The 12083-nt window shown below is 36.7% G+C and carries 7 protein-coding genes, 1 tRNA gene, 3 rRNA genes and 1 pseudogene; 9 read left to right on the top strand and 3 right to left on the bottom strand.

Annotation, left to right across the window (positions count from 1 at the left end; genetic code table 11):
• Positions 1-153: 153 nt before the first annotated feature.
• The 4 genes from CLMAG_RS25610 to CLMAG_RS25595 all read left to right on the top strand — a co-directional run bounded on the left by CLMAG_RS25610 (position 154) and on the right by CLMAG_RS25595 (position 5248).
• Positions 154-1656, top strand: a 16S ribosomal RNA gene (locus tag CLMAG_RS25610).
• A gap of 225 nt (positions 1657-1881) precedes the next feature.
• Positions 1882-4785 (top strand): 23S ribosomal RNA (locus CLMAG_RS25605).
• Positions 4786-5048: 263 nt separating this feature from the next.
• A 5S ribosomal RNA gene (rrf, locus tag CLMAG_RS25600) occupies positions 5049-5165 on the top strand.
• The 16S, 23S and 5S rRNA genes sit together here with 1 tRNA gene alongside, the layout of an rRNA operon.
• A 6-nt stretch (positions 5166-5171) precedes the next feature.
• A tRNA-Ile gene (locus CLMAG_RS25595) sits at positions 5172-5248 on the top strand.
• A gap of 23 nt (positions 5249-5271) precedes the next feature.
• Here CLMAG_RS25595 and CLMAG_RS25590 read toward each other — a convergent pair.
• Positions 5272-6062, bottom strand: a pseudogene (locus CLMAG_RS25590) (3'-5' exonuclease).
• Between the two features lie 354 nt (positions 6063-6416).
• On the opposite strand from CLMAG_RS25590, the gene CLMAG_RS25585 reads away from it, so the two are divergent.
• The 5 genes from CLMAG_RS25585 (at position 6417) to CLMAG_RS25570 (ending at position 9835) form a co-directional block, all read left to right on the top strand.
• On the top strand, positions 6417-6614 hold the full coding sequence (locus tag CLMAG_RS25585) for a hypothetical protein (protein ID WP_066629477.1): 198 nt from the start codon (positions 6417-6419) through the stop codon (positions 6612-6614).
• Between the two features lie 171 nt (positions 6615-6785).
• Entirely contained in the window at positions 6786-7262 is a 477-nt protein-coding gene (locus tag CLMAG_RS25580) for a hypothetical protein (RefSeq protein WP_066629474.1), read from the top strand.
• Positions 7249-7935, top strand: a complete 687-nt coding sequence (locus CLMAG_RS25575; RefSeq protein ID WP_066629465.1) for an accessory gene regulator ArgB-like protein — start codon at positions 7249-7251, stop codon at positions 7933-7935. Before CLMAG_RS25580 ends, CLMAG_RS25575 begins: the two co-directional genes overlap by 14 nt.
• Positions 7916-8053 carry a cyclic lactone autoinducer peptide gene (locus CLMAG_RS31150; protein ID WP_073393245.1) on the top strand — a complete coding sequence of 46 codons (138 nt, stop codon included), beginning with the start codon at positions 7916-7918 and terminating at the stop codon, positions 8051-8053. Before CLMAG_RS25575 ends, CLMAG_RS31150 begins: the two co-directional genes overlap by 20 nt.
• Before the next feature lie 69 nt (positions 8054-8122).
• Positions 8123-9835, top strand: coding sequence for an HD-GYP domain-containing protein (locus CLMAG_RS25570; protein WP_066629463.1), 1713 nt, complete (start codon positions 8123-8125; stop codon positions 9833-9835).
• 67 nt (positions 9836-9902) lie between these two features.
• Here CLMAG_RS25570 and CLMAG_RS25565 read toward each other — a convergent pair whose 3' ends face one another.
• On the bottom strand, positions 9903-10598 hold the full coding sequence (locus tag CLMAG_RS25565; protein WP_066629461.1) for a response regulator transcription factor: 696 nt from the start codon (positions 10596-10598) through the stop codon (positions 9903-9905).
• Positions 10599-10615: 17 nt separating this feature from the next.
• Complete coding sequence (locus CLMAG_RS25560) at positions 10616-12052, bottom strand: sensor histidine kinase (protein ID WP_066629459.1); 1437 nt, start codon at positions 12050-12052, stop codon at positions 10616-10618.
• Between the last annotated feature and the right edge of the window lie 31 nt (positions 12053-12083).

Here is a 12083-nt window from a genome sequence, read left to right as displayed (position 1 = left end):
ATAAACTAAATAAGCTGTCGAGATAGCGACATGATCCTTGAAAATTAAACAGAGGTTGAAAGTCAAAATGACTTTTATTAAATAAACTAAACCAGCAATTCTTTAACTACTATAATTAGTAGTGAGTAAAACAGTAATGAGCATTCAAACTTTTAAATTGAGAGTTTGATCCTGGCTCAGGACGAACGCTGGCGGCGTGCCTAACACATGCAAGTCGAGCGATGAAGCCCTTCGGGGTGGATTAGCGGCGGACGGTGAGTAACACGTGGGTAACCTGCCTCAAAGAGGGGGATAGCCTCCCGAAAGGGAGATTAATACCGCATAACATTAGTTTTCGCATGAAGAACTAATTAAAGGAGTAATCCGCTTTGAGATGGACCCGCGGCGCATTAGCTAGTTGGTGAGGTAAAGGCTCACCAAGGCGACGATGCGTAGCCGACCTGAGAGGGTGATCGGCCACATTGGAACTGAGACACGGTCCAGACTCCTACGGAGGCAGCAGTGGGAATATTGCACAATGGGCGAAAGCCTGATGCAGCAACGCCGCGTGAGTGATGAAGGCCTTCGGGTTGTAAAGCTCTGTCTTTTGGGACGATAATGACGGTACCAAAGGAGGAAGCCACGGCTAACTACGTGCCAGCAGCCGCGGTAATACGTAGGTGGCGAGCGTTGTCCGGATTTACTGGGCGTAAAGGATGCGTAGGCGGATATTTAAGTGAGATGTGAAATACCCGAGCTTAACTTGGGTGCTGCATTTCAAACTGGATATCTAGAGTGCGGGAGAGGAGAATGGAATTCCTAGTGTAGCGGTGAAATGCGTAGAGATTAGGAAGAACACCAGTGGCGAAGGCGATTCTCTGGACCGTAACTGACGCTGAGGCATGAAAGCGTGGGTAGCAAACAGGATTAGATACCTGGTAGTCCACGCCGTAAACGATGAGTACTAGGTGTAGGAGGGTCGAACCTTCTGTGCCGCAGTTAACACAATAAGTACTCCGCCTGGGAAGTACGATCGCAAGATTAAAACTCAAAGGAATTGACGGGGGCCCGCACAAGCAGCGGAGCATGTGGTTTAATTCGAAGCAACGCGAAGAACCTTACCTGGACTTGACATCCCCTGAATAGTGCAGAGATGCATGAAGCCCTTCGGGGCAGGGAGACAGGTGGTGCATGGTTGTCGTCAGCTCGTGTCGTGAGATGTTAGGTTAAGTCCTGCAACGAGCGCAACCCCTATCATTAGTTGCTACCATTAAGTTGAGCACTCTAGTGAGACTGCCCGGGTTAACCGGGAGGAAGGTGGGGATGACGTCAAATCATCATGCCCCTTATGTCCAGGGCTACACACGTGCTACAATGGTAGGTACAGAGAGATGCAAGACCGCGAGGTGGAGCAAAACTCAAAAACCTATCCAGTTCGGATTGTAGGCTGCAACTCGCCTACATGAAGCCGGAGTTGCTAGTAATCGCGAATCAGAATGTCGCGGTGAATACGTTCCCGGCCTTGTACACACCGCCCGTCACACCATGAGAGCTGGCAACACCCGAAGTCCGTGAGGTAACCTGTAAAGGGGCCAGCGGCCGAAGGTGGGGTTAGTGATTGGGGTGAAGTCGTAACAAGGTAGCCGTAGGAGAACCTGCGGCTGGATCACCTCCTTTCTAAGGATAATACAGACAGGTAATGCTGTCTGAAAGACTGGTTTAGCCTCTGTTTAATTTTGAAGGATTAAAACCTTCAAATTGTTCTTTGAAAATTGCACAGTGAATTAGTTAAACAACGCAATTGTTAACATAAAAAAGTAAAGCTAAAGGTAAAACTACTTATGTAATATATAATAAAACTTTTGTAACTTTAATCAAACTCATAGAAATATGAGCAATATTGGTCAAGCTACAAAGGGCGCATGGTGAATGCCTTGGCACCAGAAGCCGAAGAAGGACGCGATAAGCTGCGATAAGCTTTGGGTAGGCGCAAATAGCCAGTGATCCAGAGATTTCCGAATGGGGCAACCCACATTACTAACGTAATGTACTATAAACTGAATTCATAGGTTTATAGAGGTATACCCGGGGAACTGAAACATCTAAGTACCCGGAGGAAGAGAAAGAAAAATCGATTTTCTAAGTAGCGGCGAGCGAAAGGGAAAGAGCCCAAACCAGGAACTTGTTCCTGGGGTTGCGGATAGACCATAAATACTGCGATTTTTTAACTGAAGAGAGCTGGAAGGCTCCGCCGTAGAAGGTAAAAGCCCTGTAAGTGAAAGAAAAGAGCAGTCAGGTCTAATCCAGAGTACCACGAGACACGTGAAACCTTGTGGGAAGCAGGGAGGACCACCTCCCAAGGCTAAATACTAACTGGTGACCGATAGTGAAGCAGTACCGTGAGGGAAAGGTGAAAAGAACCCCGGAAGGGGAGTGAAATAGAACCTGAAACCGTGTGTCCACAATCAGTCGAAGCACTTTTATGTGCGACGGCGTGCTTTTTGTAGAACGAGCCAGCGAGTTACGATGTGTAGCAAGGTTAAATACTTAAGGTATGGAGCCGAAGGGAAACCGAGTCTGAATAGGGCAAAGAGTTGCATGTCGTAAACCCGAAACCGGGTGACCTATCCATGGACAGGTTGAAGCGGAAGTAAAATTCCGTGGAGGACCGAACCACGTTGGTGTTGAAAAACCATGGGATGAGCTGTGGATAGCGGAGAAATTCCAATCGAACTCGGAGATAGCTGGTTCTCCTCGAAATAGCTTTAGGGCTAGCGTTTTGAATGAGTAATGGAGGTAGAGCACTGAATGGGCTAGGGGCTGACAACAGTTACTGAACCCTATCAAACTCCGAATGCCATATACTTGAATCAAAGCAGTCAGACTACGAATGATAAGATCCGTGGTCAAAAGGGAAACAGCCCAGACCATCAGCTAAGGTCCCAAAGTGTAAGTTAAGTGGAAAAGGATGTGGGATTTCTAAGACAACTAGGATGTTGGCTTAGAAGCAGCCACTCATTTAAAGAGTGCGTAATAGCTCACTAGTCGAGAGATCCTGCGCCGAAGATGTCCGGGGCTAAAACTTACCACCGAAGCTATGGATTGATACGTAAGTATCAGTGGTAGAGGAGCTTCCTGTATGGGTTGAAGTCGTACCGTAAGGAGCGGTGGACTGTACAGGAGTGAGTATGCTGGCATAAGTAGCGAGAAATAAGTGAGAATCTTATTGGTCGAAAACCTAAGGTTTCCTGAGGAAGGCTCGTCCGCTCAGGGTTAGTCGGGGCCTAAGCCGAGGCCGAAAGGCGTAGGTGATGGACAATCGGTTGATATTCCGATACCGCCAACTGACGTTATTACAAATGGGATGACGCAGGAGGATAAGATGTGCGCACTATTGGATGTGCGTCTAAGCATCTAGACAGACTAGGCAGGCAAATCCGTTTAGTCAATGTTGAGGTGTGATGAGGAGCCCTTATGGGCGAAGTATCTGATTCCACGCTGCCAAGAAAAGTCTCTATGGAGGATGTTGGCGCCCGTACCGCAAACCGACACAGGTAGGTGAGGAGAGAATCCTAAGACCAGCGGAAGAATTGTTGTCAAGGAACTCGGCAAATTGACCCCGTAACTTCGGGAGAAGGGGTGCCTACGCAAGTAGGTCGCAGAGAATAGGCCCAAGCAACTGTTTAGCAAAAACACAGGTCTCTGCTAAAGCGAAAGCTGAAGTATAGGGGCTGACGCCTGCCCGGTGCTGGAAGGTTAAGGGGAATACTTAGCGCAAGCGAAGGTATGAACTTAAGCCCCAGTAAACGGCGGCCGTAACTATAACGGTCCTAAGGTAGCGAAATTCCTTGTCGGGTAAGTTCCGACCCGCACGAATGGCGTAATGATTTGGGCACTGTCTCGACAACAAATCCGGCGAAATTGTATTGCGAGTGAAGATGCTCGCTACCCGCGATTGGACGGAAAGACCCCGTAGAGCTTTACTGTAGCTTAGCATTGAATTTCGGTATTGTCTGTACAGGATAGGTGGGAGACTGAGAAACAAGGGCGTCAGCCTTTGTGGAGTCAACCTTGGGATACCACCCTGACAGTACTGGGATTCTAACCGGCGGCCATGAAACTGGTCACGGGACATTGTTAGGTGGGCAGTTTGACTGGGGCGGTCGCCTCCAAAAAAGTAACGGAGGCGCCCAAAGGTTCCCTCAGAACGGTTGGAAATCGTTCGAAGAGTGCAAAGGCAGAAGGGAGCCTGACTGCGACACAAACAAGTGGAGCAGGGACGAAAGTCGGGCTTAGTGATCCGGTGGTTCCTCGTGGGAGGGCCATCGCTCAACGGATAAAAGCTACCTCGGGGATAACAGGCTGATCTCCCCCAAGAGTCCACATCGACGGGGAGGTTTGGCACCTCGATGTCGGCTCGTCGCATCCTGGGGCTGAAGTAGGTCCCAAGGGTTGGGCTGTTCGCCCATTAAAGCGGCACGCGAGCTGGGTTCAGAACGTCGTGAGACAGTTCGGTCCCTATCCGTCGCGGGCGTAGGAAATTTGAGAGGAGCTGTCCTTAGTACGAGAGGACCGGGATGGACTGACCTCTGGTGCACCAGTTGTTCCGCCAGGAGCACAGCTGGGTAGCTATGTCAGGACGGGATAAACGCTGAAAGCATCTAAGCGTGAAGCCCACCTCAAGATAAGATTTCCCATAGCATAAGCTAGTAAGACCCCTTGAAGAACACAAGGTTGATAGGTTAGAGGTGTAAGCATGGTAACATGTTCAGCTGACTAATACTAATAGGTCGAGGGCTTGACCAAAAAATAGTTAACAGTGTAGAGTTGAGAATTAAGAGTTAATGATGATTTTCACTAATGTGAAAATCTAAAATTTAAATTAATTAAGCTCTATATAAAAAAGCTATACTTATCACTGTGCAATTTTCAGAGAATAATATTCTCATAAGAGTTAATAATTTATTGTGTATAAAGTTATTAGTTAGTATAATTATCGTTTTTTCGACGCTAGGAGAAAAAACAACCATAACTCTTAACTATTAATTCTTAACTCTCAACTAAATAAATCTGGTGATTATGACGTAAAGGTAACACCCGTTCCCATTCCGAACACGAAGGTTAAGCTTTACAGTGCTGATGGTACTGCACGGGAGACTGTGTGGAAGAGTAAGTCGTCGCCAGGTAAATATGGATCTTTAGCTCAGTTGGTTAGAGCAACCGGCTCATAACCGGTAGGTCCGGGGTTCGAGTCCCTGAAGGTCCACCATAGAGATAAGAAGTAATGATAAGTTACTTCTTATCTTTTTTTATACTTAAATTATTACATATTTCTGTTTGGAACTGATTAGTTTTACCCATCATATAGGCCAGCTTGATTATTGACTGTTCTTCAGTAGACATTTCTCTATTAAACATTTTTTCAAACTGCTTTATTAATCTATAGGTATCGATTTTTTTCTTTCACTATTATCTGTATTTCTCCTTATATATTTATTTGGATTATAAATGCAAGGTTTAATATCTTTATTATATATTTTTTTGAAAACTTCAACAGTATAGCAAGCATCATTAAAAGCATTATGAAATTGCTTTTTTACAGGAATATGTAATAGCTCTATTGCATTATGCAGTCCAATATTAACTCCTTTTGAGCAATTGAAATATTTAGATGCATAAAGTTGAAGATTAATATATTCTTTTGGAATCGGAGACATGTCTAGACCATGGTATTCTATATTTCTAAATAATTCTCTCATATCTGTCATTCCCCATACACATAAGATACTTGTAGTACCTGTAGTAAATTCAATAAATTCTTCATAAATTTCTTTAAAGGGTTTTGCAGTATCCAATAGATCCATTGTGATACCTGTCATTTCTTTTACAAATGGATTAATAGTAGTGTATATTTGAGGTTTTACTAGTCGATCTAGGAAAGAGATTGTTTGCAGATTTTCATCTAATTTTACAGCACCAATTTGAATTATTTCAAAAGGACATTTTGGAGTAATTATATTTCTATCTTTTTTTGCAGGATTGTAGTCTTGGTTAAATTCTAAATCAAATACCAAATAATCTATTTTATTCACCTCCAAATCTAATTTATGATATGAAACTTGAATCATATGGGGTTTCAAACCTAATCGGATAAACTTATTAATTTATATGCTTTCAATATAGATTATTACTATTTTTTGTTTAAAGTTTATTTACTATTCTCTCAGCAATTTTTAAGCAAACCTTAAAGTTATATTAAGATTCGCTTTTTATAAATATTAGAAAAAAGATTTTAATCACGGTTTTTTTGGTGATTTTATTATACAATATAGTTAAAATATTTAAATACATATATAATTAAGAGTATCTTATTTATTATATAGAACAGCAGATCTTGAAAAAGTTTTTGTATTTATATAAAACAAGGAGGTTTTGATATGAATTTTGTAAGAAAAAATAAAAATAATGAAAAAGGTGAAAAGATAAACTATATAACAAGACTGATAAAGAATATTAAATCACCTAGTCCTAAAAATGGTATTCATTGCAATGATTACTCCTCAATAATTTGTTTAAGATGTGATAGATGTTGGGCAAACAGTTCAAAGTCTGATGATAAAGAAAAAATAGAATAATTGTCGTATACAATAGTATATAGATATAATTACATACTTATTTTATAATGAAAACTGCCAAAAATATTTAATCATTGGCAGTTTTTATCATTATTTATTCACTTAGCAAAAATTATGTGGTATAATTAGTTAGTATATGACAAATTTAACATAATAAAAACGAGGTAAATTATGCTGAAATTATTGCCAATAGAAATCTTTTTAAGACTTATACCAGAAGCATTTATACTTATTTTAGCGGGATATGCTTTTTCAAGTAAAGAAGTTGAAAAGAAACTTTTTTGTGTAGCTTCTATTTTGTTAGCGATGGCAACATATTTTGTAAGAATGCTCCCAATTCACTTTGGAGTACATACAATAATACTACTTGTGATTTATGTTTTGTTATCGGTAAAAATCAACAAAATCGATATAGTTAAAGCAATGTCTGCGGGTTTAATATCATCAATTATATTATTTCTTTGTGAATGGATAAATGTTTTTACATTGACAAAGTTATTAAACATTAATGTTGATATTGTATTTAAGTCTCCTGTAAAAAAGTGCATCTATTTATTACCGTCTATAATGTTATTTGGTTTAATAATATCACTAATATTTTATACAAATGTTTTACGTAAGAAAGGTTGTAAAAATGTTTTTTATTGAAAAACTGTCAAATAGTCTATCGTTGAAAATATCATCGTACCTAAATTTAAGTGAAGATCAGAAAGAGATTATTGCTTACGGGGCTTTCAATCTAATTCAAACTATATGGTGTATCTTTGTGGTTTTGCTACTTGGAGTAATATTTAGTGTTACAGCAAAGGCATTTATTATTTCTTTTGTTATTAGTATTTTAAGAAAATACTCTGGTGGAGCTCATTCTAGTTCGCCTAATCGCTGTGCATTGATAGGAGCGATTGTGTCGGTAGGACTAGCTTTAATTATAAAATATACTAGTATCTATATTAATTACAAAATAGTTATGGCTATAGGAGTTAGTTCTTTTCTACTAGCTTACTATATAATCTATAAATATGCACCTGTAGATAGCACGGCAAAGTCAATTATAAAAGAGGTAACTAGACAGAAAATGAAAAAAAAATCTTTTTTTGTACTCAATGCATTGGCTACGGTTGTTATAGTAATTCTAATTAGTTATTTAATAATCGGGTTGGAATTTTTGCTTATAACTGTGAATTGTATTTATGCAGGTGTTCTATGGCAGGTAATAACCCTAACACCTAAAGGATGTTTAGCGTTACTTAAAATAGATATTTTATTTAAATATCTTACCGAAAAGTTTGGAGGTGAAAATAATGAGAAACAAAATGTTTAAAGCAATGATGATGCTAGGAGCATCTATATTTACATTTTTTGCACTTGCAACATCAGCTTCTGCTTGTGGATATGGTTTTTATCAACCAAAGGAGCCAAAGTGTTTAAGAGATGAATAAATATAAAGGTCGATTTATCGACCTTTATATTTATTATTTTACAGTTAGAAACATAATAGGTGTGAATATATGAATAAAATTATAAGTAATAGACAAAAAAAGGTGTTTGAAATTGTATCAATCGTAAAGTTAATTTGTTTACTTTTTTGTGGAATCATAGTTTTTAACTATTTTTTTAGAGATAAAAATATTATTATTATGACTAATAATGATTATTTAAATGTGATTCCACTTGGGGTAGGTACTCTTGTAATAGCTCTAATTTATATTATATGGATGTTTTTTTCAACAGAAAAACTGAAATTTAAGAACTCTAGATTATTACAAATCACTGAAGATTTAATTTTTATTTTAATATTCTCCATTTTAATTGTTGTTTCAGAAGCTCATGAAAGTCAGTATAAACTTTTATTTTTATTTATTGTTATTACGTCAACAATACAATCAGGAATAAAGCAAGGGATGGTAGTATCTACTATATCATCAATGACAGTATTAGGTATAGATTTAATTTATGGAGATAACACAAATGTAAATCAACACTTTGAGAATGATCTAATACTATGCAGCATTTTTATACTAACTGCTTGGCTACTAGGATACTATGTTAAAATAGAAAAAGAATATACTGAAAACCTAACTAATCTAGCAAATATAGATGGATTAACAGAAGTCTATAATCATAGATTTTTCCATGATGCCTTAAAAAAAATACTTGAAAAAGCTGATAAAGAAAAATCTCCAGTTTCATTAATATTTACAGACATTGATTACTTTAAACACTATAACGACCTTTATGGTCATCAAAAGGGTGATGAAGTATTAAGAACAATAGGTTTTATCTTAAAAAGTTCTGTAAGAGCTGGCGATATTGTTGCTAGGTATGGTGGAGAAGAATTTGCAATTATACTTCCCAATACTAGTGAAAAAGATTGTCTATATGTTGCGGAAAGAATTAGAACAGAAGTAGAAAGGTGGGAGTTTGAAGGGGAAGAGAATCAACCTAATGGACAAGTTACAATATCATTAGGTGTAGCTACTTTTCCAGATAAAGCAAGCAATGAGATAGAGTTAGTTAAAAGTTCGGATGATGCACTTTATAGAGCCAAGTTCTTCAATAAAAATAGAGTGGAAACTTACTACTCCGTCCTAGAAGAACTGAAAAAAGATATTGAAGCAGAACATATAGATTTAATAACATCAATAAAAACCTTAATTAGCGTAATAAATATTAAAGATAGGTATACATATGGTCATGTAGAAAGAGTTGTAATGTTTGCAAAGCTGTTAGGAAATAAATTGGGACTTACAGAGGAAGAAATGAAGACTCTAAAATATGGTGCCTATTTACACGATATTGGAAAGATAAATATTTCTAAGGATGTTCTAAATAAGAAAATGCGCTTAACCGATGATGAATGGGAAATGTTAAAGCAGCATCCTGCTAATGGAGTAGATCTTATAAAGCCGGTTGAATCTTTAAAACAAATAATTCCTTTAATTTTACATCACCATGAACGATATGACGGAAGAGGATATCCTTCAGGATTAAAAGGAAATGATATTTCATACCTTACAAGGATATTAACGGTAGTGGACAGTTTTGATGCAATGACGTCTAATAGGCCCTATAGCAACAGAAAAACCTACGAGGATGCAATTGAAGAGCTTAGAAGATGTTCTGGCACTCAATTTGATTCTAAGATTGCAGAAGCCTTTATAGAAGTTGTTCAAGAAAATAAAGATAAATTTGATAATTTAACGTTGTTTAGTGAAAAATAAAATATAGGAAAATTTTAAGAAGTCTTGAAAAATGAAAATATAAGGGTTGTAGGATTAGGATCGAACTTTATACCCTAATCCTGTAGCCAGCACCCCAAACTGTTTCAATGTATTGTGGATTAGATGGAGATGACTCTATTTTGTCTCTTATTCTTCCAATGTGTACCGTAACAGTAGCTGTATCACCAAGAGCGTCAAGTCCCCAAATTTTTTCAAACAACTCATCTCTATTGAATACTCTGTTAGGGTTTTCAGCCATATAAAGCAGTATGTCAAATTCCTTTTGTGCTAAATTAGCTTCAGCGCCATTAACAAAGACCTGTCTTGAATCTTTTAGTATCTCTAATCCTCTTATTACTATAGTGCTACTTTTAGCTTTTGAGGCAAATTTATTTTTTATTCTTTCATAATTTAGAATATGAGATTTAACTCTAGCAACTAACTCACTGGGACTGAAGGGTTTTGTGATATAGTCGTCAGCCCCAAGACTTAAGCCTTTGATTTTATCAATTTCTTCTTTCTTTGCTGAAACCATTAAAACTGGAATATCTTTCTCATCCTGTATGCTTTTCAAAATACTAAAGCCATCAATTTTTGGAAGCATTACATCTAGAATTAGTAAATCAAATTCCATTTCTTTTATAGCATTTAACCCTTGCACACCATCTGTACATATGGTAACTTCAAAATCTGCAAGCTCCAAGTAATCCTTTTGGAGTTCAGCAATACTCAAATCATCCTCAACTATTAAAATTTTTTTCATAAACACTCTCTCCACTTCTAAGACACTTTTGCTAGTGATATTATAATACTTGTACCTTCGTTTTCGTGGCTTACAGCCCATATCTTACCTTTATGACCTTCTACAATTTGCTTGGCTATGGCAAGTCCAAGTCCACTACCTTTTGTACCGGTTCTTGCCAGGTCTGCTCTGTAAAATCTATCAAAGATTCTATTTATATCATTTTTATCAATGCCAGACCCATTATCTCTTAGCTCAATAATAATGCTAGAATGAGTCTCTCTAAGCATTATTGTTATCAAACCTTCAGCTTTATCCATATACTTACGAGAGTTATCAATAATATTAAGTATAACTCTTCTCATTCTTTCTCTATCAATTTTAACATAATTTGACTCTTTCAAATAATTTTTTAATTGAATTTTTATGTTGAATTTTTGTAACTCAGGACTACTTTCATGAATACAATAATTAAAGTAGTCAATAATATCTGTCTTCTCGTAATTAAATGGAATTTGATTTAAATCTAGTTTAGAGTATAAAAGTAAGTCATCAATCATAACATCAATTTGTTCGGCTTTTGAATAAATTGTTTTTAAGTATCGGTCTACTTTTTCCGGGGAATTTGCAACACCGTCTAAAATTCCCTCTACATATCCTTTTATAGAAGTTATAGGTGTTTTTAAATCATGAGATATACTAGAAACTAACATTTTTCTATTATCATCATATTTCATTTTCATACGAATAGAATCCTTTAGTTGTATCCTCATTTTTTCGAAATCAGCACATAGTTCTTTAATTTCGCTATCACCACTTTCTATAATTTCAAAATTTAAATCACCTCTGCTAATCTCTGCTGTAGCCTTTTTTAAAAGAGAGATTGGTTTTAATATTCTCTTTGAAAAAAGATAAGACATAAATATATTAATTGCTATAAAGGAAATAAAAAATGCACTAACAATTACTATAATAAAGTTCTGGAGAATATCAAATTTTTTTTCTATTGGTGCTAACAATATTAGATTACCTGCAGATTCATCTTTAAATTTTATATGAGTTGTTTCAATCATGTAACAAACATTGTTAATTTCTATTGGCTTTTTAAAAGGTTCATTTTTTACATCCTGTAAGCATTTTTCTATATCAATTTTGCTAATATCCTTTGATGAGAATATAACATTGTTACTTTTTATTATTATAATTTCTCCATTTATACTTGAAAGATTTTGCTGTAAGTATTTTTGAAAGTTACTATCTTCAAAGCTTTCTGGGTCTGATTTTGATATCTGGTTAACTAACCTTAACAATTCAGATTTTGTATCAGCAAGTTTTTTGAAGTTATTGTAATCCACATTCCTATTGAAAGCTTTAGAAAATACGAGCATAAATATAAATGCTGTTAAACATACAATAATTAATGGCACTACAGCTATTATGGTATTAGAGATAATTAAACGTTTTTTAATATCCATTTTTTTCACCTTATATGATTTATAGAAATTT

The sequence above is a fragment of the Clostridium magnum DSM 2767 genome, assembly GCF_001623875.1.
GTDB lineage: Bacteria > Bacillota > Clostridia > Clostridiales > Clostridiaceae > Clostridium_AM > Clostridium_AM magnum.
Note: the sequence above shows the minus strand (reverse complement) of the source record. Positions and strands in the feature narration are given on the sequence as shown.

Excerpts from the sequence above, each read along its gene's own strand:
- CLMAG_RS25585 (WP_066629477.1), top strand. The coding sequence starts at position 6,417 with ATGAATTTTGTAAGAAAAAATAAAAATAATGAAAAAGGTGAAAAGATA.
- CLMAG_RS25580 (WP_066629474.1), top strand. The coding sequence starts at position 6,786 with ATGCTGAAATTATTGCCAATAGAAATCTTTTTAAGACTTATACCAGAA.
- CLMAG_RS25575 (WP_066629465.1), top strand. The coding sequence starts at position 7,249 with ATGTTTTTTATTGAAAAACTGTCAAATAGTCTATCGTTGAAAATATCA.
- CLMAG_RS31150 (WP_073393245.1), top strand. The coding sequence starts at position 7,916 with ATGAGAAACAAAATGTTTAAAGCAATGATGATGCTAGGAGCATCTATA.
- CLMAG_RS25570 (WP_066629463.1), top strand. The coding sequence starts at position 8,123 with ATGAATAAAATTATAAGTAATAGACAAAAAAAGGTGTTTGAAATTGTA.
- CLMAG_RS25565 (WP_066629461.1), bottom strand. The coding sequence starts at position 10,598 with ATGAAAAAAATTTTAATAGTTGAGGATGATTTGAGTATTGCTGAACTC.
- CLMAG_RS25560 (WP_066629459.1), bottom strand. The coding sequence starts at position 12,052 with ATGGATATTAAAAAACGTTTAATTATCTCTAATACCATAATAGCTGTA.